Consider the following 24861-nt stretch of genomic DNA (forward strand, 5'->3'; position numbering starts at 1 on the left):
CGGCCCGTACACGGCGAGCGGAATAGCGGCACTGCTTCCCGCCCAGCGTTGCAGGGTGAAGGGGCCAAGCCCTTCAAAATGATCGCTGTGCAAATGGGTCAGCCAAACGCCCTGGATCTTATCGAGCGGGAAGCCCATCAACGACAAGGTCTCGCCTGACCCTTCGCCCATATCGAACACGAAAATCCGTCCGTTCGCAATAACCGCCGTGCACGCCGCCGCGCGGTCGCGGCTGGGAAGCGGAGAGCCTGTCCCGCAAAAGGCGACATGCAGTTGATCCTTCGGCAAACCGGCAAGCGCATTGCGGTTCATAGCGGCCTCAGCGCCGCGATGGAGCAGATTGATGGCAATGGCGTCGCGCTTCACATAGCCGACCGTACCTGCCAACGCTACGCCACCGAGCAGCGCCCAAAGCCATTTTTTCCGCATATCCCGTTCCTTAGGGTCAAGACCTAAACGACCAATTCATTCCTTCGACTTGGCAAGCTTACGCTCGATGGCCCCCGAAAGCATATGGAAAGCTTCACCCGCCGGGGACCGATGGGCAAAACGCCCACCGGAGAACGATGCACAGCCATCATTTCTACCGCGCTCGCCATCGGAATTCGGGGCCAATCCGGATTGGCCGACAGCGCGGCAACGTGCAGATTGCGTCTGCGATCAACCATCGAGAAAACCGGCAGCAAGGGGGCGTGTCCCTTGTGATGTTCTTTAAGATGCGACACGACATCCTCCAGCGCACGCTGGGACAGAGGCGACGGTATAACCGGCACAATGATGATATCGGCGGCGCGCATCATTTGTTCGCTGGTTTCGGTCAGGCCCGGCGGACAATCCAGAAAAATCCGGTCATATTTTCCGCTGATCGCCTCAACCAGCTTCGCCAGCCGCTTTTTCTTGCCCAGCGAATTGAAAAATCCATCCAGTCCGCGCAGTGAAATATCCGCTGGAAGCAAGTCGAGCCCGGCGACGGTGGTTGGCACAATCAGTTTTCCAGGTTCAATATCCCGTTCGAATACCGACCGCGCTTTCGATTTTTTTTCAGGGTTACAGCCAAGAATGAAACTGGCGGCCGATTGCGGATCAAGATCCCAAAGCAAGGCCTTCTTGCCCCGTCGCAACGCCGCCTCCGCCGCCAAATTAACTGTCAGCGTAGTTTTGCCAACTCCGCCTTTCAGGCTGTAAACAGCAATGACTTTTGCGTTGTTTTCCATTTTGCCGTGGTCCCCAATCCTTCCCCAAATGTCAACCACCCAGAAAGCTGTGTATTTCGTTGGCACAAGGCTTTCCCTTGTAAAATGCCTGCGCTAGAGCCGGGGGGTGAACCGTGAGAATATAAAAGTTGATTTTGCGATCGTCGGCGGCGGGCTTGCCGGTGGGCTGATAGCGCTGGCGCTCGCCAAAATGCGGCCGGAACTTAAAATAGTCCTGATTGAACAGGGCGACAGCTTTGGCGGCAACCATATATGGAGCTATTTTGCGAGCGACATATTGCCCGAGCATCGCTGGCTCACCGCGCCGCTGGTTACCTATGGCTGGTCCGGATATGAAGTGCGCTTTCCTGCACATAGCCGGTCGCTCGAAAATATCTATTACACCATTGAATCCGAACGGCTGGATTGGGTTTTGCGAAACAATCTGCCTGCTTCGGCGATGATGTTGGGCCGCGAGGTGAAGGCTGTATCCCCCCGGCTCGTCGTACTTGACGGGGCGCAGCGAATTAACGCAGGCGGTGTTATCGATGTGCGCGGCGCAGGGGACTTGCACCACCTTGATTGCGGTTGGCAAAAATTCACCGGCCAGCTGATGCAATTGTCCGAACCCCATAATCTGACGAAGCCCATCGTCATGGACGCTACGGTCGACCAGCATGACGGCTATCGCTTTGTCTATGTCCTGCCCTTTGGCATGGACAAGATATTTGTCGAAGACACATATTATAGCGACACACCAAATCACGACCCGCGCCGTTTGCGTCAACGCCTTGCCGAATATGCCGATGGCAAAGGCTGGAAGGTCGAGCGCGTCCTGCGCGAAGAAAATGGAGTGTTGCCCGTCGTCATGGGCGGCGATCTGGAAAGTTACTGGGCAAGCGGCAGCGGACGGACAGCAAAAGCGGGCGCGCGCGGCGCCTTTTTCCAGGCTGTGACCAGTTACTCCCTGCCCGATGCGGTCCGCAATGCGATTTTCATTGCCGAACAGCCCGATCTCGATGGCGACAAGCTGAACATGGTCATGCGGCAACGCGCACAGGAACATTGGCAGAGCGGTAAATTCTACCGCATGCTCAACCGGATGCTGTTCCGCGGCGCGGATGTTACGGATCGCTACAAAATCCTTGAACGCTTCTACAGGTTAAAGCCCGGATTGATCGAACGCTTCTATGCGGGAGAGACGACGGTTAGTGACAAGGCGCGCATACTGTCTGGCAAGCCGCCCATTCCAATCGGAAAAGCCATCACCGCGATCCGGAGCAAAAAGAAATGAAAACCGCAGCAATTATCGGCGCCGGATTTGGCGGACTGGCACTTGCCATGCGCCTGCAATCCGCAGGCGTCGCCACGACCATAATCGAAGCGCGGGACAAACCCGGCGGGCGCGGCTATTATTGGGAGAAAGACGGCTTTACCTTTGACGGCGGGCCGACAGTCATCACCGACCCGCCCTGCCTCGAAGAATTATGGAGCGTATCGGGTCACAAAATGGCCGACGACATCGAATTGATGCCTGTTTTCCCCTTCTACCGGCTGAACTGGGCGGATGGCACCAATTTCGATTATTCCAATGACGCGCCGGGATTGAAAGCGGAAATCGAAAAGCTGAACCCCGACGATGTCGAAGGATATCGCAAGTTCCTTGAATATTCAAAGGGCGTGTTCAAGGAAGGTTATCAAAAGCTCGGCTCTGTCGCGTTTCTGGACTTCGCATCGATGATCAAGGCAGCGCCTGCGCTGATGAAATATCAGGCGTGGCGGTCGGTCTATTCAATCGTATCCTCCTACGTCAAAGACGAAAAACTGCGGGAGGCCCTGTCCTTTCACACCCTGTTGGTCGGCGGAAACCCGATGTCGACCAGCGCGATCTATGCATTGATCCACACCATCGAAAAAGAGGGTGGCGTCTGGTTTGCGAAAGGCGGCACCAACCGCCTAGTTGCCGCGATGGTCACACATTTTGAACGGCTGGGTGGTACATTGCGTCTGGGTGATCCGGTCGAAGAAATCGAAACGCGCGGTGACAAGGTCATTGGCGTGCGGACCAAGTCCGGCTGGCGAATGGATTGCGATGTGGCCGCATCCAACGGCGATTTGATGCACACCTATAAAGACCTTTTGACCAGCAACAAACGCGGTGAGCGCGCCGCAAAATCGCTGAACCGCAAAAGCTGGTCGCCTTCGCTGTTCGTGCTCCATCTTGGCATCAAGGGCACATGGCCCGGTATTCCGCACCATATGATCCTGTTCGGCCCGCGTTATAAGGGTTTGCTCGACGACATTTACAAAAATGGCGTGCTGCCCAAGGATTTCTCGCTTTATCTCCATCACCCAACGGTCACCGACCCAAGTCTCGCACCCGAAGGTTGCTCGACCTTTTACGTGCTCGCGCCGGTCGCGCACATGGGCAAGGCACCGCTCGATTGGGACGGCGATGTGGGAGAAGCCATGACGGAGCGGATTTTGGACGAGCTGGAGCGGCGGCTTATCCCCGACATCCGGTCGCGGATCATGACCCAGTTCCATTACACACCTGCCGATTTTGGCCGCGACCTGTCGGCGCATCTTGGCAGCGCGTTCAGCCTTGAACCTGTCCTGTGGCAATCGGCCTATATGCGCGCGCATAACCGTGACGATGCGATACCCAACCTGTATTTTGTTGGCGCCGGGACACATCCCGGTGCAGGTATTCCCGGTGTTGTTGGAAGCGCAAAGGCGACCGCTGCGCTGATATTGGAGGATATCCATAAGTGAAACGTATCGCCGTCTATTGCGGTTCAGCAACGCCTGAAAACCCGATCTACATCATGGCAGCCGCGGCTGTCGGCAAAGCACTCGCCGAACGCGGAATTGGCGTTGTTTATGGCGGTGGCCGGCTGGGGTTAATGGGCGCGGTTGCCGATGCTGCTTTGGAAGCCGGCGGTGAAGTCATTGGCATCATACCCGAAGCTTTGGTCGGCGCTGAAGTCGCGCATAAGGGCTGCACGGAATTGCACGTCGTGTCCGGCATGCATGAACGCAAGGCTCGTTTTACCGACCTGTCCGATGGATTCATCACCATCCCCGGCGGTGTAGGCACGATGGATGAATTGTGGGAGGCGATCAGCTGGTCGCAACTTGGCTATCATCAAAAGCCAGTGGGCGTATTGAATGTCGCTGGTTTTTATGACCAGCTTATTGCCTTTAACCAGAATATGATCGACGTGGGTTTCATTCGTCCGCAACATGCGGGAATTATGCTTGTCGATGATATGTTGGACGGACTGCTTGCCAAAATGGCGGCCTATGTCCCGCACAAGACGATTTTCCAGATGAAGGCGGACGATTTGTGAAGGCCACCCTTGTTTCCACTTACGTTGTCATTCCCGCGAACGCGGGAATCCATGGTCTGAACTTTCCGCCCAACGCACCGTTGTGTGGATTTGCGATGGTGGACCATGGATTCCCGCGTTCGCGGGAATGACAAAGGGTGGTGGAAGTGGAGGCTTCGAAGTTAGACCGCCCCGCCCTTGTCGAATTCGCCCGCGATTCCATATCGCGCGGTTCCAAATCATTTCGTTTTGCCAGCCGCCTGTTTGACCGGACGACGCGGGAACGGGTTTGGCTGCTTTATGCGTGGTGCCGCAAATGTGATGATATGGCCGATGGACAGGACCATGGCGGCGCGATGGCTGTCGTCGATGATCCGCTCGAACGGCTCGCGGTTATCCGCGATTTGACCGCCAAGGCAATGGCAGGGGAACCAACGGGCGAACCTGCTTTCGATTGCCTTGGCGTCGTTGCACGTGAGTGTGGGCTGACGCACAAAATGGCCGATGATGTCATTGAAGGCTTTGCGCTCGACGCCGCCGACTGGCATCCGCGTCGGGAGACCGATTTATATCGCTACTGTTACCATGTTGCAGGGGCCGTGGGCGTCATGATGGCCGTGGTCATGGGTGTTTCTCCCGAAGAAGAAGCAACGCTGGACCGGGCCTGTGACCTTGGCCTCGCGTTTCAACTCGCCAATATTGCCCGCGACATTGCCGAAGATGATGCCGCGGGGCGATGTTATTTGCCCGATGACTGGCTGGCAACCCTCGACATCAGCCCGGGCGAACATATGCGCCCGCATAACCGCAAAAAACTTGCTCTGATCGGACGCTGGCTTGCCGACGAGGCGGAGCAATATGAGGCGTCGGCGCGTATCGGGGCGGTTGCCCTTCCCTTTCGTGCACGTTGGGCCGTATTGTCGGCCGCAGGAATATATGGAGATATCGCAAGGCAGGTGCGCCGCGCGGGGCCCAAGGCGTGGGACCACCGGATATATACCAGCAAACCGGAGAAGTTTCGCTGGGTGAAAACGGCCTTTGCCGATGCCGTGGCCAATAATCCGCGCCCTATGGATCGGCGGGGCTTGTGGACTCGGGCAAAAACCTAGCCTTCGGCCCTGAATTTGCGTGCCCTGTCCTCAAGCCTCTGGACGGCCGCCGTATGAATCCCCGGCGCACAGCAAATCAGACCGAAATCCCGCGGATCACGCTTGTTATAGGACAGCGGCAGGCCCAGCGCATCGGTCACCACCGCGCCAGCCTCTTGCGCGACAAGATGCGCCGCGGCAACGTCCCATTCATGGCCCCAGCGCAATGTCGCCACTAAATCGGCGCGGTCGCACGCGACCATGGTCATGCGCATCGCGATGCTGTTGGGTTTGGTCACCGTCACCAGGTCATAGTCGTTCTTCGGCAGCTCATCGGCGGGGACACGCGCGCCTGCAAATAGCTGCCGCGCGCTTGCGATCAACCGGTCACCATTGCAGGTCACACCTTCACCCCGTGCTGCAACCCATAATTTATGTTGTGCGGGCGCTGCCATTATCGCAAAAATCGGCTGGCCATCTGCCACCAGCGCGACCGACACGCACCAGCCGTCACGCCCGCGAACATAATCCCGCGTTCCGTCTATGGGGTCCACCAGCCACAACAAACGCGCATCCAGCCGCGCGGCATTGTCCACTGTTTCTTCCGAAAGCCACGCCGCGTCAGGCAAAATCATGGTCAGCCGCTTTTTCAAAAGCGCATCAACCTCCATATCGATTTCGCTGACCGGTGTATCGTTGCTCTTTGCCCAAACGCGGGTGTCAGGCGTCGCGCCCTTTCGCCAACTTGTCATCGCCAAAACGCCCGCTTCTTCCACGGCGGCGACCACCGCTGCGCGATCTAACCGCTGCTCAGGCACTCGCGATCATCATCCCGTCAATACGCAAGGTCGGAACGTTGCTGCTGCGGATAAATTCCAGATCGTCGGCGGCAACCATGGCGGCGAACATATCTTTCAGGTTACCCGCGATGGTAAATTCGCTCACAGGCCCCGCGATCTCGCCATCAAGGATCAGGAAGCCAGCGGCGCCGCGGCTGTAATCGCCCGTGACCAGATTGACGCCTTGTCCCACCAGCTCATGCACATAAACGCCATATTTTATGTCCGAGATAAGCTTGGCAACCGGAACTGTGCCTCCATCCAGATGCAGGTTGGACGTGCTGACCCCCGGCGCGCCGCTTACCCCGCGGCTCGCATGACCGGTAGGTTGCAAACCAAGCTGACGCGCTGATGCGCTTTCCATCAGCCAGCCTGTCAACACACCGTTTTCGATGATCGCCCGTTGTGCTGTGGGCAGCCCTTCACCATCAAAAGCACGGCTGGACAGGCCCCGATGACGCAAGGGATCATCAATGATCGATATATTGCTGTCGAATAATTGCGTGCCATTGGCCTCCAGCAAAAAACTGGTTTTTCGGGCAATAGACGATCCCGAAATTGCACCGAGCAAATGACCCACGAGTGAACTTCCCACCCTCGGGTCAAAAATGACGGGCATGGCCCCGCTTTTGATCGCACCGGGATTGACGCGACGGACCGTCCGTTCACCGGCCCGTGTGCCGATGGCAACAGCGCTGTCGAGATCGGCCAGATGACGGGCCGAGCGCCAGTCATAATCCCTTTCTTTGGCATCACCTTCGCCTGCCAAAACGCTTGCGGACAAGCCATAACCCGTTGAAGATTTGACTCCTGCAAAACCGTGGCTGGTCGCAAGCGCAAAAATCGATCGCGCTGCACTCGCCCCTGCGCCTTCGCTGTTGGTAACGCCCGCAACGGCGCGCGCGGCATCTTCGCATTCCAATGCCGCCGCACGCAAAAATGCGGGATCGGGATCTTGTCCGTCATCCACATCAAGATCGGGCATATCACCCTTCATCAAACGGTCTTGCGGGGCCAGGCCTGCATATTGGTCTTCGGGCGCTTCTTTCGCCATGTCGATGGCGCGGGTGACCAAATTTGCCAATATGTCCGGGTTCATGTTGGACGAAGAAATTGTCGCAGAGCGTTGCCCTACAAAAACGCGAAGCCCGATATCTTCGCCCTCGGATCGCGCCACATCTTCCAACGCGCCAAGCCGCACTTGCACTTCTGTCGACGAATCGCACACATAGACTGCATCCGCACAATCGGCTCCGGCCTTGATAGCTTGGGAAACAAGATTCTGCGCCCGGTCGAGCGCCTCATTAGGCTTTAACATGAACTCCGCTTAGGCGCGGGGGTGAAAAGCGTCAATCAGGCGACCGACTTAATCATGTGACAAATTGCAGCGATTATCACCGGCACGCCGATTGTTGCGATCCACAATATCGCCCGATCCAGGTTAAATCGGGAATTGAGCATCCCGTCGCCTGTGTCGCGGGCCTGTAAAGCCTGCCATCGGCGTTCCAGATTGTGGCATGGCGAAATCACCAGACCGACAAAAACAACCAACATGAAATAAGGAAAAATCGAAGTGCCGTTCGATTCCATCGAAGGCGTTACGATAAATATCAACATCAGCGTATAAACCACCAATGCGAATGCCACATTGTCTGACATGCGTTTGGAATAGCTTTTATTCAAAACCATCTTTGCGTGCTCGGCTTTTGCCATAACCGCTCTCCCCTTTTTACTCTCCGGGGTGGAGACTGTCACCTTGCTGACATATTTTCAAGCTTATTTACCAACATTCATGGCAGGCCCAAAATCTTGTGGTTTTGCAGTGACAAACGCCATTTTGGGCGGGCCATAACAAATTCTGTCGCCGCGATAACATTGGCCTGATTCTCTATATGCGAGCCGCTATCCATCGGTTGAATCAGGAAATTGGCAAAATCCCAACCTTCAATCTCGTTTATGTCACTCGCATTTTGGGGCCAGACAAGCTTCAGTTCATCACCATGTTTGTGCACAATATCCGATCCGGCCTTTGGGCTGATACAGACCCAATCAACCTTTGGGTGCACGGCCATCGTCCCATTGCTTTCAATAGCGACCGTAAATCCGTGATTGTGAAGCGCGTCCAAAATCGCATCGTCGACTTGCAACATCGGTTCACCGCCCGTCATCACGACATAGCGGTCTGATTGCCGTTCACCCCATAGCGAATCTACCTTCGCCGCCAAATCAGCCGCGGAATAGCGCCCGCCATTTTCGCCGTTCATTCCAACAAAATCGGTATCACAAAATTGGCAAATGGCGGTCGCCCGATCTTCTTCGCGCCCGGTCCACAAATTGCATCCGGCAAAACGCAGGAAAACGGCGCGGCGCCCTGCATGGACGCCCTCGCCCTGCAAGGTCAGGAAAATCTCTTTGACCGCATAGCTCATGCGTAAACGGTCGGGTCGACCAGCCCTGCATCGGCAAAACCCTTTGCGCGCAGGCGGCAACTGTCGCACTTTCCACACGCCTTGTTATCGGGTGTCGGGTCATAGCAGGACCAGCTCATTCCCGCGTCCAGCCCCAGCCGAGCCGCTTGGGTGGCGATGTCGGCCTTGCTCATATGTAACAAAGGCGTGTGCACGGTGAACGCATCGCCCTCCACCCCTGCCTTGGTGGCAAGATTGGCCATGGCTTCGAACGAACGGATAAATTCGGGTCGGCAGTCCGGATAGCCCGAATAATCCAGCGCATTCACGCCAATCCACAAATCCCGGGCACCGCGCGCTTCGGCGAGGCCAAGACAAAGCGAGAGGAAAATAGTGTTGCGCGCAGGGACATAAGTGACCGGAATCGCATTTTCTTCGACACCGTCCTTGGGCACGTCAATATCCGCAGTCAACGCAGAACCACCAAAGCGTGTGAGATCGAGCGGCAGGACAATATGTTCAATCGCGTTCAGATATCCTGCAATTTTCGCGGCCGATTCCAGCTCGATACGGTGACGCTGGTTATAATCGATTGTCAGGGCAACGAGCGCATAGCCCGCCTCTTTCGCCATACCTGCGACAACCATCGAGTCGAGACCACCGGACAAAAGGACGATAGCGGATTTGCGATTGGAGTTCATAGTTTCCCATAGCCGTTCGTCTCAATCGAAGTCGAGAGGCCCCTAGACTGCAATCGAGACGAACGTTTTTAGCAGTGAGAGGGAAAGTGGTGCACCCGGAGCGATTCGAACGCCCGGCCCTCAGATTCGTAGTCTGATGCTCTATCCAGCTGAGCTACGGGTGCACTGGAGCGCCGCTATTAGAAGGGGATTACAGCGGGCGCAACCCCTTTTCTAACCTTTTGCAAGTGCCGCCTGCGCCGCCGCCAGCCGCGCGATGGGCACGCGATAGGGCGAGGCGCTGACATAATCGAGGCCGATCTTTTCGCAGAAGGCAATGGATGCGGGATCGCCGCCATGTTCGCCGCAGATACCGAGTTTGATGTCGGGACGTGTGGCCTTGCCCTTGGTGGCGGCAATTTCGATCAATTGCCCGACGCCTTCGACATCGAGGCTGACGAAAGGATCGCGGGCATAGATGCCCTTGTCCACATAATGCGTCAGGAAGCGGGCGGCGTCGTCGCGGCTGACGCCCAAAGTTGTCTGGGTAAGATCATTGGTGCCGAAGCTGAAGAAGCTGCCGACTTCGGCTATTTCATCGGCCATGAGTGCGGCGCGCGGCAGTTCGATCATCGTACCTACCATATAGTCGATGCGTTTGCCTTGCTCGGCAAAAACCTCTTCAGCTGCCTTGTCCACGACGTCCTTCATCAATTCCAGTTCGCGCTTGGTACCCACAAGCGGGATCATGATTTCAGGCACAGGGGCGATAGCGAGGCTGCATGCTGCTTCAAAAATCGCACGCGCCTGCATTTCGTAGATTTCCGGATAAGTGACGCCAAGACGGCAACCGCGATGACCCAGCATGGGGTTGAATTCGTGCAGTTCGGCGGCGCGCTGTTTGAGCACTTCAATGCCTACACCTGCGGCCTCGGCGACTTCGGCAAATTCGCTTTCCTGATGCGGCAGGAATTCGTGCAAGGGGGGATCGAGCAAGCGAATGGTGACGGGAAGCCCGGCCATCACTTCGAAAATCGCGGTAAAGTCGTTGCGCTGCTCGGGCAGCAATTTGTCGAGCGCCGCACGGCGGCCCTTTTCATCTTCCGCCAATATCATCTGGCGCACGGCGGTGATGCGGCTGGCATCGAAGAACATATGCTCGGTACGGCACAGGCCAATGCCCTCCGCGCCGAAGTCCCGCGCTGTCTGCGCGTCCAACGGCGTTTCGGCATTTGCGCGCACTTTCATGCGGCGGCCGGCATCGGCCCACACCATCAACGTGCCGAAATCGCCGACCAGTTCCGGCTGCAGGGTCGGAACCTCGCCCGCCATCACTTCGCCGGTTGATCCGTCGAGCGTCAATATGTCGCCTTCGGTCAAGGTGCGGCCAGCGATGCGCAGGACGCGTGCTGCGGCATCAATTTGCAAGCTGCCCGCGCCGGAAACGCAGGGACGCCCCATGCCGCGCGCAACAACCGCAGCATGGCTGGTCATCCCGCCGCGTGCGGTAAGTATGCCCTTGGCGGCATGCATGCCGTGAATATCTTCGGGGCTGGTTTCGATGCGGACCAGAATGACCGCCTCGCCCATATCGTTGAAGCGTTCCGCCGTGTCGGCGTCGAACACGATCTTGCCCGATGCCGCACCAGGCGACGCGGGCAGGCCCGACGTCAGCACATCGCGCGGTGCATCGGGGTCAAGAGTGGGGTGCAGCAACTGGTCGAGCGCCATCGGATCGACCCGCAACACCGCCTCGTCCGTGCTAATCAAACCGGCTTCCGCCATATCCACCGCGATTTTGAGCGCGGCCTTTGCGGTGCGCTTGCCCGACCGGGTTTGCAGCATCCACAATTTCTCGCGCTCAACAGTGAACTCGATATCCTGCATATCGCGATAATGGGTTTCGAGGATTTCAAAGACCTGCGCCAGTTCGGCATAGACCGACGGCATCGCCTCTTCCATGGATAGCGGCTTGGCCCCGGCACGTTCGCGTGCGGCCTTGGTCAGATATTGCGGCGTGCGGATGCCGGCAACGACATCCTCACCCTGCGCATTGATCAGATATTCGCCATAATAGGCATTCTCGCCGGTGGCGGGATCGCGGGTGAAGGCAACACCTGTGGCGGATGTTTCACCCATATTGCCGAAGACCATGGCCTGCACATTGACCGCAGTGCCCCAGTCACCGGGGATATTATTGAGGCGGCGATAGACCTTCGCCCGGTCCGATTCCCATGAACCGAACACCGCGCCGACGGCACCCCAAAGCTGGTCATGCACATCTTGCGGAAAGGGCTTGCCCCATTCGGCCTCGACCAGTTTCTTATAAGCGGCAACCAATGCCTTCAGATCATCGGCGGATAATTCGGTATCGAGATAATAGCCCTGATCTTCCTTCGCGACTTCCAGAGCCTCTTCAAAGGCACCATGGTCGAGTTCGAGAACGACATCGGCATACATTTGGATGAAGCGGCGATAGCTGTCCCATGCAAAGCGCGCATCGCCCGACGATTTGGCGAGACCTTCGACCGTGGCATCGTTCAGGCCAAGGTTGAGGACGGTGTCCATCATCCCCGGCATCGACACGCGCGCACCGGAGCGGACCGAAACCAGCAACGGGTTGGCCGGATCACCAAAGCTCTTGCTGGTTACGTTCTCGATATGCGCGAGACCGTTGGCGACTTCAGCGCGGACGCTTTCCGGAAAGGTCTGGCCATTGGCATAATAGGCCGTGCACATTTCGGTCGTGATCGTAAAACCGGGAGGGACCGGCAGGCCGATTGATGCCATGCCGTCGAGATTCGCGCCTTTGCCACCCAACAGATTCTTGTTGCCGCGAACCGTCTCGTCACCGTCCGAAACGCCTCCGCCGAACCGAAACACATATTGGGTCATATCGCCTCCAAAATCATTGTCCGTGCCGTCCGTGCCAAAACGCCCCGCACTTGGCAAAGGCAATAAAGGGGGAACATCGTTTCAAAAGGATAGTTGACGTCTATCCTTCTATTTTTGTGAAATCGGCCACATGGTGAACAGCATCGCGGAAACGCGCGAGCAACCCCATACGGAAGGCGCGCACCGCCGGATCGGGATCATTGACCATCACGCCTTCAAAAAAGGCGTCGATCGGCGCACGCAGGCTGGCCAAAGCCGTCATGGCGCCTTCGAAATCTTCGGCCTCGATCGCAGCGGCGGCTTTTGGCTCGGCAGCGTCGAGGGCGGTGAGCAACAACGCCTCTGCCTCTCCCAAACCGTCATGCTGAACTTGTTTCAGCATCTTAGTGTCTTCAACGTCTGCAGAATAAGACCCTGAAACAAGTTCAGGGTGACGGCTGTTTTTGTCATCACCCGATTGCTTCAAGATATTGGCCGCACGTTTGTACCCGGCCAGAAGATTTGCGCCTTCGTCCGTTGTTACGAAGCCTTGCAACGCTTTCACGCGCGCGAGCAGGCGGACAAGATCATCTTCCCCGCCCAGCGCAAACACCGCGTCAATCAGGTCATGGCGAACGCCTGCTTCGCGTTGCTGGACTTTGAGGCGGTCAGCGAAGAAATCTGCAAGTCTCTTTTCAAGATGGCCATTCCAAACAACTTCGAATTTCTCAAGATCGTCCTCAACAGCTTTAAGCAGCACAGAGTCCATATGGAAACGTAAGTTGTTATTTAAAATCAGCGAAATAATGCTCAATGCCGCGCGACGCAGCGCGAACGGATCTTTAGAACCGGTAGGAGCCTCGTCAATCAAGAAGAATTGGGTCAAAGTATCCAGCTTATCCGCCAAACTCACCGCCACCGTCACCGGCGCTGTCGGCACATCGTCGCCCTGCCCGACTGGCTTGTAATGGTCGCGCACCGCATCGGCGACGGCATCGCTCTCACCTTGGGCTCGGGCATAATAGCCGCCCATCAGACCCTGCAGTTCCGGAAATTCGCCGACCATGCCGGTCACAAGGTCTGCCTTGCACAAACGCGCTGAGCGTTCGGCGTGGGCCGCTAAATCCTCCCCGCTTGCGGGGAGGGGGACCGTGCTTGCACGGTGGAGGGGGCTGTCGGCCTCAAGCGACGTCGAAGGCTGAGCCCCCCCTCCGTCGGCTGCGCCGCCACTTCCCCGTTCCGGGGAGGATTTGACAATGCCCTCTTCGGCCAACCAGCGCGCCAGCTTGGCGACGCGCTCGACCTTGTCGGCAACCGTGCCCAACTTTTCATGGAAGGTAATCTGCGCCAGTTTCTTGGCTTGCTCATCGAGCGGGACCTTCAGGTCCTGTTCCCAGAAGAACTTCGCATCGCTCAACCGTGCGGCCAATACTTTTTCATTACCCGCAACAATCGCCGCGCCGCCATCGTTCGCGACGATGTTCGCGGTGCAGACAAACGCGTTGGCAAGTTTGCCGTCGCGGTCATGGCAGACAAAATATTTCTGGTTCACCCGTGCGGTGAGCTGGATGACCTCTTGCGGAACCTCCAGAAAGGCGGGATCGAACCGGCCGAGCATCGGTACCGGCCATTCGGTCAGTCCGGCATTTTCAGCAACCAGCCCTTCATCATCCACCAGCACAAGACCGGCGGCCTCGGCCGCGGCCTTTGCCCCATCGCGGATCAGCGTGCAGCGTTCGGAGAAGTGGACGATCACATGCGCCGCGCGCACGGCCTCGACATAGGCGTCGGCATTGGCGATTTCGATCGGGCCGCGCGAATGGAACCGGTGGCCCATGCTGTGGCGGCCGCTTTCGATGCCATCAATGGCGCAGGGCACGATATCATTGCCGAGCAGAGCGATAATGCCCTGCAACGGGCGAACCCAGCGCAGACTCTCGGTCGAACTCGACGCCGCACCCCAGCGTTGCGACTTGGGCCATGGGAATGCGCGGATGATTGCGGGTATGGCTTCGCCCAGCACATCGGCCGTGTTGCGGCCGGGCTTTTCAACGATGGCGAAATAGATGCCGTCGCGCTCCACCAACTGGTCCTGTGTCAACCCGGTTTTGCGCAAGAACCCTTCCATCGCCTGTGGCGGCGCGCCGACCTTTGGCCCCTTGGTTTCTTCGGAAACCGCCTCGGTTGCAAGCGGCAGACCTTTGGCAATCAGCGCCAGACGGCGGGGCGTGGCGAAGGTTTCGACCGATTGCGCGGCAAGGCCTGCCTTGGAAAGCGCATCATTAAACAGGCGCGCAAGATCTTCCTTGGCCTTGGCCTGCATCCGCGCGGGGATTTCTTCGCTGAGAAGTTCGAGAAGGAAGTCGGCCATCATTCCGCCCATCCATTCTTTTCCATCCACGCCTGACAACTGCCTTTGGCGAGATCGCGGACACGGCCCATATAGGATGCGCGTTCCTGCACGGAAATAACGCCACGTGCCTGCAGCAGGTTGAACAGATGGCTGGCCTCGATCGCCTGGTCATAGGCCGCGAGCGGGATGTTCGCCGCGATGCACCGCTGGCATTCCGCCTCGGCCTTGGCGAAACCGTCGAACAGGGCGGCGGTGTCGGCGACCTCGAAATTATAGGTCGAGAATTCAACTTCATTCTTGTGGAAGACATCGCCGTAGGTGACGCCATGATTGTTGAATTTCAGGTCATACACGCTGTCGACGCCCTGGATATACATGGCGAGACGCTCAAGGCCGTAGGTGAGCTCGCCTGCAACAGGCTTGCAATCAAAGCCGCCCATTTGCTGGAAATAAGTGAACTGCGTGACTTCCATGCCGTCGCACCACACTTCCCAGCCAAGACCCCAGGCACCCAAAGTCGGGCTTTCCCAGTCATCTTCGACAAAGCGGATATCATGCTTGAGCGGGTCAATGCCGATGGCGTCGAGCGAGCCCAGATACAGCTCCTGCAGATTGGCGGGGCTCGGCTTCATGATGACCTGATATTGGTAATAATGCTGCAACCGGTTGGGGTTTTCGCCGTAACGCCCGTCGGTGGGGCGACGGCTGGGCTGCACATAGGCGGCGTTCCAGCTATCCGGACCCAGCGCTCTTAACGTGGTGGCGGGATGGAAAGTCCCTGCCCCGACGCGCATGTCGTAAGGCTGCAAAATGATGCAGCCCTGCTTACCCCAATAATCATGGAGAGTCAGGATCAGGTCCTGAAAACTTAATATTGCCACCTCAGACATGGCCAGCCCCTTGGCCGAGATAACGCGTGAAATCAAGGTTCTGGACAGTGCGACGCGATTTTGTCAGCCTCCCATGGCATTATGTAAGGTCTTATTGACATTGATTGCGAATCGCTATAGTAAGGTAAACATGACAGAACGACAGCAAAACCTGACATGAAGAATCAGCTGAAAGTCTTGCGGGCGATGCGCGACTGGAGTCAGGCGGAATTGGGTAAGCGACTGGACGTATCGCGGCAGGCTGTGAACGCGATTGAAACGGGCAAATATGACCCGTCCTTGCCGCTCGCGTTCAAAATAGCGCGTCTGTTCGGGCAACCCATTGAGGAGATTTTCGATGATGGATTTAGCGGAGGCAAAGATGACGGACAGTGAAGAAGCCCCGAACTCCAATGCTCGGCTCATTCTGTGGATAGTGCTCTCCATATTAGGCATCGCCATGACCGGCGGCGCAATCGCCGGATTTCTCACGCAACATCACGCCCAAGGCGGCGGACCTTTGGGTGTGCCTGCAATAGTCGTGCTGACGGTGTTCTGCGTGATAATCGCCGGCCTTATCTATCTGGCTTGGATCAGTGGCAAAAAGTTCAGGACAAGCGGTAGCATGCTGACCAAACGGGAAAAGCTCAATCGAAACATCATTTTGGGATGCGGCTTAAGCGGTGGCGTCATCGGCCTGTTTTTGGCGCTTTACGATATTACCATTGTCGGCTCTGAACCATCCGCGATTGCGGTGTTGTCCGATAGTCCGGTTGCGCCTGCAATCGCCATTCTGCTGGCGTTTTTCTGGGCGGTCATCATGCCTGTCGTGGCATGGTTTTGGCATAAGCGCGCCATAGATGAGCAGGAAGCCAGCGCCTATCGTGACGGCGGCTATTATGCGGCGTACACCTATCTTATCGGGGCACCGACATGGTGGATGTTGTGGCGCGGCGGAATCGCGCCGGAACCCAATGGACCAGCTATTTTCATGATATTTGCCCTTTTATGGTCCGCTGTTTGGTATTGGAAGAAATACCACTGACATTCCGAAATTTATCGTTCATTTCCACAAAGTGCGTTTCACAGGAGAAAGTCATGTCATCAATTATGAAGACCCTTTTAATTTCCACCGCGATCTTGTTTGCACCAGCAGCCATGGCGCAAACCGAAGCGCCCGCGGCCGTCGAAGCACTGGACCCCGTCAAAGCCGCTCCACCGGCGCCAAAGGACGTCGATCCGGCGCTTTGGGTTGTGAAAGACGAAGACACGACAATCTATCTATTTGGCACCGTTCACATTTTGAAGCCCGGCCTCAACTGGTTTGACGAAGGAGTCAAAGCCGCCTTTGACAAATCGGACAGGCTGGTGCTTGAAATGGTGGAGCCGCCAGCAGCCGAAACACAGGCGCTTTTCGGCAAGCTGGCCATCGACCCGAGCGGAAAAACGCTGCGGTCCAAAATGAACGAGGCCGACCGCGCGATTTATGAAGCGGCGATCACAAAAGTCGGTTTGCCGGCCCAAGCGCTCGACCCGCTTGATCCTTGGGCCGCAGCCGTGACCATGTCGGTCTTGGCGATCCAGAAACTGGGTTATGATGTGAATAGCGGCGTTGAAAAGCAACTCTCCGCCGCAGCCAAAATCGCCCAAAAACCCGTGGGCGGCGTGGAGACAATGGAGTTCCAGTTGGGCGTATTCGACACCATGCCCGAAGACGAGCAGATCCGTTTTCTGATTGCATCGGCAAAAGCCATCGACAATTCGGGACAAATGATGGACCGCATGATCGAATTATGGGGTGCACCCGACCCCGATGGGTTGGCCGCCCTGATGAATGAAGGCCTTACCAGCCGCGTCATATATGATGCATTGCTGACCCGAAGAAATGCCAATTGGGCCAAATGGATCAAGGCCGAGATGGACAAGCCGGGCGTGACATTCATGGCGGTCGGAACCGGACATTTGGCCGGCCCCACCAGCGTTCAATCCCTGCTCCCCGCTTATGGTCTGAACGCGGAAAGAGTGGCATATTAACCTTTGATCTGCCACGGGATAAAGGCTCGCATGATGCGGGCCTTTATCTGTTTTGGGGGAATGATGGAAGTTTCCGAAAATCGAGCGCCGGACCAACTGCAAGACAGTTCGGCACCCTCTTTTGTTGAAAAGCTCAACCTATTTCCGGGTATATTGCCAACGCTAGGTTGGATTTTCCTATATTTCGTTTTGCAACTGATATGCACCGCCGTTTTTATTGCCGCATTCGCAGTCAATGGCGGCACCGAAGTTACCGACGCCGGAACCAACAAAGGGGTAGCGGTGCTTTGGAGTATAGTTTCGTCGGCCATTATTCAACTGTCGCTGATGTTTCTCTACCTTCGCAAAGACAATCGCTTCGCACAGATCGGTCTCGACAATTTTGGTCATATGCCCCTGCTAAACACTTGTGGCCTCGCGTTCATACTGGTTGTCGGTGCGATGCTGTTCAACTTTCTATACGCCCATTATGTCATTCCCGGCATCGGCATGCAGAAAGAAGTGGCCGAGATGTTGGCCAGTATTCCCCGCACACCGGTCAACATCATCGCTGGTTTTTTCGCTTTTGCGATAGCAGCGCCATTGGTTGAAGAATTGCTGTTTCGGGGGTTTTTGCAAAATGCGCTCACCCGTTTTGTGCCGATTTGGGCGGCTATCTTGCTCTCTTCCTTCGCGTTCGCGCTGGTTCATTTTCAATTCTATGCCATCCCGGGTTTGATGTCGCTTAGCATCGCCTTCGGATATCTCTATCACCGCACAGGGTCATTGCGGACCAATATTCTGTTACACATTCTCAATAACGCAGCCGCGCTTTTGCTGACGCAGGCCGTTGTTTAGGTAACCGCAGGTTCCAGCATCCGTAAAGTCCCGGCATCGGCATCGATTTCGGTCATCACGCCCTGCGCCAGCGTAAACTGGTCCGCAATATGGCCGAACCACGCACCTGAATAGACAGGCACGCCCAGCGCGCCCAAATGCTGGCGCAGCACATCATTCAGGGTAAACCCGCCATAGACCCCGCTGCTGCTGCCGGTGCAACTGGTGCACTGTCCAAACACCACACCCGCCAGATTTTTTAGCACGCCCGCAAGTCCAAGCTGCGTGAGCATCCGGTCAATGCGATATTCGGCCTCCTCAACATCTTCGAGGAACAAGATCGCCCCTGTGAAATCCGGAAGATAAGCGCTGCCAACAAGAGCCGCCAACACCGTTAGATTGCCGCCCAACAATCGGCCTGTTGCCTTTCCAGGGGTTATGGTCTGCGTCCGCCAACGGCGTTGCACCATGCGGTCCTCACCGCCTTCAGGATTGACCAAGACAGAGGTGGCAGCATCAAAAGCGATAGGATAAAATGCGTCCCACGACGCCTTGCCCCATGCGCTTCCGGCGTTGGGACCATGTAAGGTTGTAAAGCCTGCCTTGGCCGCAATCGCCATATGCAACGCGGTTATATCGCTGAATCCGGTGAGCAGTTTCGGATTGGCACGAATGACGTCCCAATCCAGATAGGGCAACAATCGCGCACTGCCCCATCCGCCGCGCACGGCAAAAATAGCCTTTACATCCTTATCGGCGAACATCGCATTGACGTCCGCAGCCCGGTCCTTGTCCCTTCCGGCCAGATAACCGTACCGGTCAAGAATATGCGGAGCACGTTTGGGTTTAAGGCCCATCGCAACTATTGCTTCCTCAACCAGTTGAAGCTGGAACGGTTCATCACTGGCCGATGCAGGTTCGATCAGCCCGACCGTATCGCCCTTGCGCAAACGCGCGGGCTTTCGATGCCCTTGCGCTGCACGAGGCGCTGTTTGCGTCGCAAAGACCGGGGAAGCCGACAACGCCGCCGCCACCCCTGCCAGAATATGTCGCCTATTAAGTTTCATTATAATCTCCGGCCTCTATTCGGACTTAGCGCGTTAAAGAGGCTATGCAGGAGCGCCCTGCAAAGCAAGAGCGTTGCACCAATCAGGCGATTCGTGCCAAATGCGATTCTGTTTGTCTACTAACGGGGTTGAAAATCCGCTGGATAAGGCGCACTAGTGGGTCATGCTGTCGCAAAAAACCCGTTACGCTATCCGCGCAATGCAGCATCTGGCTGATTTCTGCGGGAAGGGGCCTGTGCAATTGGCCGACATTGCCGAAGCTCAGAAAATTCCGCCCAAATTCCTGACCGTGATTTTATCCGAATTGACCCGTTCGGGGTTAGTCGCCTCGCAACGGGGGAAAGACGGCGGCTATTGGCTCGGCGTTCCCCCCATCGACATTAGTTATGGCGACCTCATCCGCATCATGCGCGGTTCGCTCGCTTTGGTCCCTTGTGCCAGCCGGTACGCACATGAACGCTGCCAAAATTGTGTCGAAGAAGATAACTGCCGCACCCGGGCCCTGATGCTGCAAGTGCGTGACAAGACCGCCAATTTGCTCGATTCGATCAACCTGTCGGATAATGTCGAGGCGGATGCCTATTTGCAGGCGGCGGAATAAACCAAACGTCCCAATAACGCACAGACAGAACCTTTCGGCGTTCTGCCGGAGGAAAATCTCCGAATCTTATTGTCTATTAAATTAGTTGAGATTAAGAGCGGCCTATTAGAAGGGCCGACTGCAATATTATTGAAAGACGTTAAACCTACCGGGTTTGGCGCGGTTGGCAATTATGGTGAAAGCGAGACTAATAGGGTTAATGCGGTAGCAAATCGATTTGGCAATGATTATGCGGCCTGAATGATAACCCGCCAACACACCCGCAAGGCAAGGGATAACTAAATGCTCGATTTCATAGTAAATTTGGATTGGGGGTCCATTGCACCCTATATAGCAGTTGGTTTTCTGGCCCAGCTCGTCGACGGCGCGCTGGGCATGGCATTTGGCGTAATTTGCAGCACATTATTAGTCAGCGTCATGGGCGTGCCCCCTTCGCGGGCATCGGCAGGTGTGCATTTTGTGGAAATGTTTACCACCGGCGCATCCGGTATCAGCCATATTCTTCATAAAAATGTGGATTGGCGGCTTTTCAGCCGCATTGCCATTCCGGGCATTATCGGCGGCTGTGCAGGCGCATATCTTCTTGCCAGCGTACACACCGAAGCGGCGCGACCTCTTGTGATGCTATACCTCACGTTGATCGGCTTTTACTTGCTATACAAGGCCATCACATTTTCGCACGACCACAAAACCCGCGACCCCAAGGTAACGATCCCTTTAGGTCTGGTCGGAGGCTTTTTGGACGCATCGGGTGGTGGCGGTTGGGGGCCCGTCGTGACGTCCAACCTGCTTATTCAAGGCAGCGACCCCCGCAAAACAATTGGCACCGTAAATACCGCTGAATTTTGCCTTACATTGTCGATCTCGATGACATTTATCATGACCATAGGGTTGCAGGCTTTCACGGTTGTCACAGGTGGATTGCTGATCGGCGGTTTGCTGGCTGCGCCCTTGGGTGCGCTGGTTGCCAAAAGGATCCAGCCTCGTCGCCTTCTTTTCGCGGTGAGCCTTGTTTTAATCGCAACCAGCATGTTCAGCCTGTATAAGGCGCTTTCGTAAAAGCGGGACAATGCTTGCAATTCGGGTCGTCCACGCATATAGGCGCGCGCTTGCCGTTCGTGGTCATCCCTGGAGGCGTGACGGCATGCGTAACTTTATTGGAGAATTATCATGAGCGATCAGCTGACATTGTCGGCCGAGACGCGCGATCGGGCTGGCAAGGGAGCCTCCCGCGATTTGCGTCGTCAAAACCGGATACCCGCTGTTATTTACGGCAACAAACAAGAACCCGAACTCATCCATTTGGAAGAAAAAGCACTCATCAAATTATTGATGACGGGCCATTTTCTGAACAGTGTTGTTGAAATCGACCTTGGCGGAACAAAGCAAACGACTTTGCCCAAAGACGTTGCGTTCCATCCGGTTACCGATCGCCCGACCCATGTCGACTTTTTGCGTATCGTCAAAGGTGCCAAAGTTGATGTCGAGGTTCCCGTGATCTTTATCAACGAAGACGCTTCGCCCGGCCTTAAGCGTGGCGGCGTTTTGAACATTGTTCGTCACGAATTGGAACTGGTGTGCGAAAACGACAAGATCCCTGACGATATCCAGATTGATGTCACAGGATTTGATGTCGGCGATTCGATTCACATCAGCCACGTCAAGCTTCCCGCTGGTTCGGAAAGCAAGATTACCGATCGCGACTTCACCATCGCAACTATCGTTGCGCCTTCGGCTCTAAAATCGAGCGATGGCGACACGACAGTGGACGGCGGAGCTGCATAAATTTTACCCTCTCAGCGATAGCGGAGAGGGATAGGGAGAGGGGGAGCAGGCACGTTTGAACGTGACCTGCTCCCTATCCATCTTGCCCAAAGGGAGTTGAGTGCGCATGCAACTTTGGGTCGGCCTTGGTAACCCTGGAGCCACCTATGCAATGCACAGGCACAATATCGGCTTCATGGCGATTGACGCCTTGGCCGAAATTCACGACCTCCCCGTTCCTGCAAAAAAGTTTCAAGGTTGGGTTCAGGAACTTCGGTTGGGTTCCGACAAGATCATCCTGTTAAAGCCAGCGACTTTCATGAACGAAAGTGGCCGCAGTGTTCGCGCGGCGATGGATTTCTACAAGCTGGAACCGCAGGATGTAACCGTCTTCTACGACGAACTCGACCTTGCGCCTTTCAAAGTGAAAGTAAAAACGGGCGGAGGCGCTGCGGGTCATAATGGCATCCGCTCTATCACTGACCATATTGGTGCAGATTTTCGCCGCGTGCGATTGGGTATCGGCCATCCGGGCAACAAAGACCGGGTCACAGGATATGTTCTGGGCAATTTTCACAAAAGCGAGATCGAGGATCTGGCCGATTTGCTGGGTGCGGTCGCTGCTGAGGCCGACTGGCTGGCAAAGGGCGACGATGTGCGATTTATGAATGATGTGGCGCTTCGGTTGCAGGAATAAGCTCGTGCAATGCGTGCTCGTTGGGTCATCAAAACGCGATCAGGTTATCAAACCCTAGATCAATTGCCAAAAGCGCCGCCGCAACCGCACTTGCCAAAGCGCCCCTGCGGTTTCGTATGGAATTGCGATTGATGGCAACAATAATCCGGTTCAAATCATGATAATCGAATGTCTCTGTTGCATGCACTCGGTGGATCGTCTGAATACTGGCCAAATACCAGAACCACGCAGCCAAAGCCGATGCGATTATCGTCGCAAAATCGAGAAAGATACCAAGGCCTGACCAAAGCTGTTCCATTTTGCTCCCCTTTTCGGAATTCTGGCGCTAAAGGCGCTCCTCCAGTTCAAGTCAAGAGTAGGTCATCATGGGTTTCAAATGTGGTATTGTCGGGCTTCCCAATGTGGGCAAGTCCACCCTGTTTAACGCACTGACGCAGACGGCGGCGGCGCAGGCGGCCAATTATCCATTTTGCACGATTGAACCTAACATTGGCAACGTTGCCGTGCCGGACTCCCGATTGCAGACCATCGCCCAAATTGGTGGCAGTCAGAAGATTATCGAAACGCAATTGGGCTTTGTCGATATCGCCGGGCTGGTGCGTGGCGCGTCGAAAGGGGAAGGTCTGGGGAACCAGTTCCTCGGAAATATCCGGGAGGTGGACGCTATTGTCCATGTGCTGCGCTGTTTCGAAGATGATGACATTCAGCATGTCGACAACAAGATTGATCCGATTTCAGATGCTGAAACCGTCGAAACGGAACTGATGCTTTCTGACCTCGAGTCGCTTGAAAAGCGCGTGCCGAACCTGATTAAAAAGGGGACGCAGGGCGACAAGGAAGCCAAAATCAGTGCGCTCGTTCTGGGTCGTGCGCTTGATCTGCTCCGCGAAGGCAAACCTGCGAGGTTGACCAAACGCGATGATGTCGAAGAAGAGCGGCATTTCCAGTTGGCGCAGTTGCTGACCGCAAAACCAGTGCTCTATGTCTGTAATGTCGAAGAGGCGAGCGCGGCGAACGGCAATGCCCTGTCGGCGAAGGTCTTTGAAAAGGCCAAGGCCGAAGGCGCCGAAGCCGTCGTAGTCTCCGCTGCCATCGAGGCCGAAATTTCGACCATGCCCGCCGAAGACCGCGAAGTGTTCCTTGAAGATCTGGGACTGACCGAAACCGGCCTCGCCCGGGTCATCCGCTCGGGCTACGAACTGCTTCACCTGATCACTTTTTTCACCGTCGGCCCGAAAGAAGCGCGCGCATGGACCGTGACCAAGGGTGCCACAGCCCCCAACGCGGCAGGCGCAATCCACAGCGACTTCGAAAAGGGATTCATCCGCGCCGAAACCACGGCTTACGACGATTTCGTCCAGTTTAAGGGCGAGGCCGGAGCCAAGGAAGCCGGCAAGTGGCGTTCCGAAGGCAAGGAATATCTGGTCAAGGACGGCGACATCATGCTGTTCCGGTTTAATGTCTGAGGTGCTATAGCCCCCCTATGCTCCGCAATCTGTTTCTGGCCGCTTTCCTGTTTGCACTGGCTTTGCCCGCGCTTGCTGTGCCGGTTGCACCAGCATTAGCGTCGGAGTCTGTGGCATCAGATTGCCATGCTATGCCAATCAAGAATCAAGATAACGACGCCGGGGAGCACGACAAAAGCCTGCGGCTCCATGGCTGTATCGGTTGCATTGCTCCCGTTTCGCCGGTTTTCAATGTCGTCCCATCGGCGGCTTTGCCGTTCATCACGCAAAGCACGCCTTACCGCGAATTGTCTGGTTCTACCGCGGCGCCAATGATACCCCCTCCGCGAAGCTGAGACTTGAACGACCAAAACGTCATTCAATCTACAGGAATAATTTCATGAAAATGTCTATTTTACGGGTGAGCTTGAGCACGCTTGTCCTATTCGCCGCGCCTGCCCTTGCGCAGGACCACAGCCGGATGGATCACGGCACAAGCAACCCCGCATATTCATCAAATGTCGGTCCATGCGGGTCCGACATGATCGGCGCATCAGAAGAAGATGGGAACCAGGTGGATTACATCGTGCCACGGCAATGTGTCCCAGCGGATGGCTCAGGTACATCGCGCTTGCCTGCATGGGAATATGGGCGTTACGGCGGAGGTCACGGAGGCGGCCTTCATCTCTCCGTAGCCAACGACTGGATGGTGATGGCGCATGGCTATGCCTGGGGCGTATATACCAATCAATCTGGACCCCGCGGCGATGACAAAACTTATGTCCAGTCGATGGCCATGCT

General features: G+C 56.1%; 26 protein-coding genes, 1 tRNA gene and 1 pseudogene. 14 read left to right on the forward strand and 14 right to left on the reverse strand.

The window, feature by feature from the left end:
* Together ACKVOS_RS03410 and ACKVOS_RS03415 are read right to left on the reverse strand one after the other, a co-directional pair.
* Window positions 1–429, reverse strand: a 429-nt coding sequence (locus tag ACKVOS_RS03410; protein WP_409210611.1) for an MBL fold metallo-hydrolase, incomplete at its 3' end; no start/stop codon positions are given.
* Between the two features lie 23 nt (window positions 430–452).
* Window positions 453–1214, reverse strand: a complete 762-nt coding sequence (locus ACKVOS_RS03415) for a ParA family protein (RefSeq protein ID WP_409210612.1) — start codon at window positions 1212–1214, stop codon at window positions 453–455.
* Between the two features lie 106 nt (window positions 1215–1320).
* On the opposite strand from ACKVOS_RS03415, the gene crtY reads away from it, so the two are divergent.
* The 4 genes from crtY to ACKVOS_RS03435 all read left to right on the forward strand — a co-directional run bounded on the left by crtY (window position 1321) and on the right by ACKVOS_RS03435 (window position 5634).
* Window positions 1321–2487: a lycopene beta-cyclase CrtY gene (gene crtY / locus ACKVOS_RS03420; RefSeq protein WP_409210613.1), complete on the forward strand. Its 1167-nt coding sequence runs from the start codon at window positions 1321–1323 to the stop codon at window positions 2485–2487.
* Window positions 2484–3968 carry a phytoene desaturase gene (locus ACKVOS_RS03425; RefSeq protein WP_409210614.1) on the forward strand — a complete coding sequence of 495 codons (1485 nt, stop codon included), beginning with the start codon at window positions 2484–2486 and terminating at the stop codon, window positions 3966–3968. Before crtY ends, ACKVOS_RS03425 begins: the two co-directional genes overlap by 4 nt.
* Complete coding sequence (locus ACKVOS_RS03430) at window positions 3965–4546, forward strand: TIGR00730 family Rossman fold protein (protein WP_409210615.1); 582 nt, start codon at window positions 3965–3967, stop codon at window positions 4544–4546. The genes ACKVOS_RS03425 and ACKVOS_RS03430 overlap by 4 nt, the downstream gene beginning before the upstream one ends.
* Window positions 4547–4686: 140 nt before the next feature.
* A complete protein-coding gene (locus tag ACKVOS_RS03435; protein WP_409210635.1) occupies window positions 4687–5634 on the forward strand; it encodes a phytoene/squalene synthase family protein in 948 nt (315 codons plus the stop codon).
* Here ACKVOS_RS03435 and ACKVOS_RS03440 read toward each other — a convergent pair.
* The 9 genes from ACKVOS_RS03440 to ACKVOS_RS03480 form a co-directional block, all read right to left on the reverse strand.
* Window positions 5631–6431: a 3'(2'),5'-bisphosphate nucleotidase CysQ gene (locus ACKVOS_RS03440; protein ID WP_409210616.1), complete on the reverse strand. Its 801-nt coding sequence runs from the start codon at window positions 6429–6431 to the stop codon at window positions 5631–5633. The two genes, ACKVOS_RS03435 and ACKVOS_RS03440, sit on opposite strands and share 4 nt — an antisense overlap.
* Entirely contained in the window at window positions 6424–7770 is a 1347-nt protein-coding gene (locus tag ACKVOS_RS03445; RefSeq protein ID WP_409210617.1) for a TldD/PmbA family protein, read from the reverse strand. The genes ACKVOS_RS03440 and ACKVOS_RS03445 overlap by 8 nt, the downstream gene beginning before the upstream one ends.
* 35 nt (window positions 7771–7805) lie before the next feature.
* On the reverse strand, window positions 7806–8165 hold the full coding sequence (locus ACKVOS_RS03450) for a hypothetical protein (protein ID WP_409210618.1): 360 nt from the start codon (window positions 8163–8165) through the stop codon (window positions 7806–7808).
* 77 nt (window positions 8166–8242) lie between these two features.
* The gene (gene queE, locus ACKVOS_RS03455) at window positions 8243–8881 is read right to left on the reverse strand and encodes a 7-carboxy-7-deazaguanine synthase (RefSeq protein ID WP_409210619.1); all 639 of its coding nucleotides are present in this window, start codon (window positions 8879–8881) and stop codon (window positions 8243–8245) included.
* On the reverse strand, window positions 8878–9561 hold the full coding sequence (queC, locus tag ACKVOS_RS03460) for a 7-cyano-7-deazaguanine synthase QueC (RefSeq protein WP_409210620.1): 684 nt from the start codon (window positions 9559–9561) through the stop codon (window positions 8878–8880). The genes queE and queC overlap by 4 nt, the downstream gene beginning before the upstream one ends.
* Window positions 9562–9648: 87 nt before the next feature.
* Window positions 9649–9725 (reverse strand) — tRNA-Arg (locus tag ACKVOS_RS03465).
* Window positions 9726–9774: 49 nt separating this feature from the next.
* Entirely contained in the window at window positions 9775–12435 is a 2661-nt protein-coding gene (gene ppdK, locus ACKVOS_RS03470) for a pyruvate, phosphate dikinase (protein ID WP_409210621.1), read from the reverse strand.
* 100 nt (window positions 12436–12535) lie between these two features.
* Window positions 12536–14785, reverse strand: coding sequence for a glycine--tRNA ligase subunit beta (gene glyS / locus ACKVOS_RS03475; protein ID WP_409210636.1), 2250 nt, complete (start codon window positions 14783–14785; stop codon window positions 12536–12538).
* Window positions 14785–15657: a glycine--tRNA ligase subunit alpha gene (locus ACKVOS_RS03480; protein WP_409210622.1), complete on the reverse strand. Its 873-nt coding sequence runs from the start codon at window positions 15655–15657 to the stop codon at window positions 14785–14787. The genes glyS and ACKVOS_RS03480 overlap by 1 nt, the downstream gene beginning before the upstream one ends.
* A 156-nt stretch (window positions 15658–15813) precedes the next feature.
* Between ACKVOS_RS03480 and ACKVOS_RS03485 the strand changes: the two genes are divergently transcribed.
* From ACKVOS_RS03485 to ACKVOS_RS03500, 4 genes are read left to right on the forward strand one after another with little or no spacing between them, the layout of a single operon-like run.
* A complete protein-coding gene (locus ACKVOS_RS03485) occupies window positions 15814–16032 on the forward strand; it encodes a helix-turn-helix transcriptional regulator (protein WP_409210623.1) in 219 nt (72 codons plus the stop codon).
* Window positions 15995–16681: a hypothetical protein gene (locus tag ACKVOS_RS03490; protein ID WP_409210624.1), complete on the forward strand. Its 687-nt coding sequence runs from the start codon at window positions 15995–15997 to the stop codon at window positions 16679–16681. The genes ACKVOS_RS03485 and ACKVOS_RS03490 overlap by 38 nt, the downstream gene beginning before the upstream one ends.
* A 53-nt stretch (window positions 16682–16734) precedes the next feature.
* Window positions 16735–17670: a TraB/GumN family protein gene (locus ACKVOS_RS03495; RefSeq protein WP_409210625.1), complete on the forward strand. Its 936-nt coding sequence runs from the start codon at window positions 16735–16737 to the stop codon at window positions 17668–17670.
* A 60-nt stretch (window positions 17671–17730) separates the two neighbouring features.
* Window positions 17731–18507 carry a lysostaphin resistance A-like protein gene (locus ACKVOS_RS03500; RefSeq protein ID WP_409210626.1) on the forward strand — a complete coding sequence of 259 codons (777 nt, stop codon included), beginning with the start codon at window positions 17731–17733 and terminating at the stop codon, window positions 18505–18507.
* Here the strand turns inward: ACKVOS_RS03500 and ACKVOS_RS03505 are convergent.
* Window positions 18504–19553 (reverse strand): LD-carboxypeptidase, encoded by a 1050-nt coding sequence (locus ACKVOS_RS03505; RefSeq protein WP_409210627.1) that lies wholly within the window; start codon window positions 19551–19553, stop codon window positions 18504–18506. The genes ACKVOS_RS03500 and ACKVOS_RS03505 overlap by 4 nt on opposite strands.
* A 163-nt stretch (window positions 19554–19716) precedes the next feature.
* Between ACKVOS_RS03505 and ACKVOS_RS03510 the strand changes: the two genes are divergently transcribed.
* From ACKVOS_RS03510 to pth, 4 genes are all read left to right on the forward strand, one after another.
* Entirely contained in the window at window positions 19717–20154 is a 438-nt protein-coding gene (locus ACKVOS_RS03510) for an RrF2 family transcriptional regulator (protein ID WP_409210628.1), read from the forward strand.
* Window positions 20155–20436: 282 nt separating this feature from the next.
* Window positions 20437–21213: a sulfite exporter TauE/SafE family protein gene (locus ACKVOS_RS03515; RefSeq protein ID WP_409210629.1), complete on the forward strand. Its 777-nt coding sequence runs from the start codon at window positions 20437–20439 to the stop codon at window positions 21211–21213.
* 111 nt (window positions 21214–21324) lie between these two features.
* A complete protein-coding gene (locus tag ACKVOS_RS03520) occupies window positions 21325–21939 on the forward strand; it encodes a 50S ribosomal protein L25/general stress protein Ctc (protein WP_409210630.1) in 615 nt (204 codons plus the stop codon).
* A 106-nt stretch (window positions 21940–22045) separates the two neighbouring features.
* Window positions 22046–22615, forward strand: a complete 570-nt coding sequence (gene pth / locus ACKVOS_RS03525) for an aminoacyl-tRNA hydrolase (RefSeq protein ID WP_409210631.1) — start codon at window positions 22046–22048, stop codon at window positions 22613–22615.
* A gap of 28 nt (window positions 22616–22643) precedes the next feature.
* Here pth and ACKVOS_RS03530 read toward each other — a convergent pair whose 3' ends face one another.
* Complete coding sequence (locus ACKVOS_RS03530; protein ID WP_409210632.1) at window positions 22644–22913, reverse strand: hypothetical protein; 270 nt, start codon at window positions 22911–22913, stop codon at window positions 22644–22646.
* Between the two features lie 67 nt (window positions 22914–22980).
* Between ACKVOS_RS03530 and ychF the strand changes: the two genes are divergently transcribed.
* Window positions 22981–24081: a redox-regulated ATPase YchF gene (gene ychF / locus ACKVOS_RS03535; RefSeq protein ID WP_409210633.1), complete on the forward strand. Its 1101-nt coding sequence runs from the start codon at window positions 22981–22983 to the stop codon at window positions 24079–24081.
* Between the two features lie 116 nt (window positions 24082–24197).
* On the opposite strand, the gene ACKVOS_RS03540 is transcribed toward ychF, so the two are convergent.
* Window positions 24198–24350, reverse strand: coding sequence for a hypothetical protein (locus tag ACKVOS_RS03540; protein ID WP_409210634.1), 153 nt, complete (start codon window positions 24348–24350; stop codon window positions 24198–24200).
* A 110-nt stretch (window positions 24351–24460) separates the two neighbouring features.
* Between ACKVOS_RS03540 and ACKVOS_RS03545 the strand changes: the two are divergent.
* A pseudogene (locus ACKVOS_RS03545) lies at window positions 24461–24861 on the forward strand (hypothetical protein); the annotation flags it as partial.

Source organism: Sphingorhabdus sp. (assembly GCF_046154385.1).
Classification (GTDB): Bacteria; Pseudomonadota; Alphaproteobacteria; order Sphingomonadales; family Sphingomonadaceae; genus Sphingorhabdus_B.

Excerpts from the sequence above, each read along its gene's own strand:
- ACKVOS_RS03445 (WP_409210617.1), bottom strand. The coding sequence starts at position 7,770 with ATGTTAAAGCCTAATGAGGCGCTCGACCGGGCGCAGAATCTTGTTTCC.
- queC (WP_409210620.1), bottom strand. The coding sequence starts at position 9,561 with ATGAACTCCAATCGCAAATCCGCTATCGTCCTTTTGTCCGGTGGTCTC.
- queE (WP_409210619.1), bottom strand. The coding sequence starts at position 8,881 with ATGAGCTATGCGGTCAAAGAGATTTTCCTGACCTTGCAGGGCGAGGGC.
- ACKVOS_RS03530 (WP_409210632.1), bottom strand. The coding sequence starts at position 22,913 with ATGGAACAGCTTTGGTCAGGCCTTGGTATCTTTCTCGATTTTGCGACG.
- ACKVOS_RS03425 (WP_409210614.1), top strand. The coding sequence starts at position 2,484 with ATGAAAACCGCAGCAATTATCGGCGCCGGATTTGGCGGACTGGCACTT.
- ACKVOS_RS03505 (WP_409210627.1), bottom strand. The coding sequence starts at position 19,553 with ATGAAACTTAATAGGCGACATATTCTGGCAGGGGTGGCGGCGGCGTTG.
- ACKVOS_RS03485 (WP_409210623.1), top strand. The coding sequence starts at position 15,814 with ATGAAGAATCAGCTGAAAGTCTTGCGGGCGATGCGCGACTGGAGTCAG.
- ACKVOS_RS03495 (WP_409210625.1), top strand. The coding sequence starts at position 16,735 with ATGTCATCAATTATGAAGACCCTTTTAATTTCCACCGCGATCTTGTTT.
- ACKVOS_RS03450 (WP_409210618.1), bottom strand. The coding sequence starts at position 8,165 with ATGGCAAAAGCCGAGCACGCAAAGATGGTTTTGAATAAAAGCTATTCC.
- glyS (WP_409210636.1), bottom strand. The coding sequence starts at position 14,785 with ATGGCCGACTTCCTTCTCGAACTTCTCAGCGAAGAAATCCCCGCGCGG.
- ACKVOS_RS03490 (WP_409210624.1), top strand. The coding sequence starts at position 15,995 with ATGATGGATTTAGCGGAGGCAAAGATGACGGACAGTGAAGAAGCCCCG.
- ACKVOS_RS03510 (WP_409210628.1), top strand. The coding sequence starts at position 19,717 with ATGCTGTCGCAAAAAACCCGTTACGCTATCCGCGCAATGCAGCATCTG.
- ychF (WP_409210633.1), top strand. The coding sequence starts at position 22,981 with ATGGGTTTCAAATGTGGTATTGTCGGGCTTCCCAATGTGGGCAAGTCC.
- pth (WP_409210631.1), top strand. The coding sequence starts at position 22,046 with ATGCAACTTTGGGTCGGCCTTGGTAACCCTGGAGCCACCTATGCAATG.
- ACKVOS_RS03515 (WP_409210629.1), top strand. The coding sequence starts at position 20,437 with ATGCTCGATTTCATAGTAAATTTGGATTGGGGGTCCATTGCACCCTAT.
- ACKVOS_RS03500 (WP_409210626.1), top strand. The coding sequence starts at position 17,731 with ATGATGGAAGTTTCCGAAAATCGAGCGCCGGACCAACTGCAAGACAGT.
- ACKVOS_RS03520 (WP_409210630.1), top strand. The coding sequence starts at position 21,325 with ATGAGCGATCAGCTGACATTGTCGGCCGAGACGCGCGATCGGGCTGGC.
- ppdK (WP_409210621.1), bottom strand. The coding sequence starts at position 12,435 with ATGACCCAATATGTGTTTCGGTTCGGCGGAGGCGTTTCGGACGGTGAC.
- ACKVOS_RS03480 (WP_409210622.1), bottom strand. The coding sequence starts at position 15,657 with ATGTCTGAGGTGGCAATATTAAGTTTTCAGGACCTGATCCTGACTCTC.
- ACKVOS_RS03415 (WP_409210612.1), bottom strand. The coding sequence starts at position 1,214 with ATGGAAAACAACGCAAAAGTCATTGCTGTTTACAGCCTGAAAGGCGGA.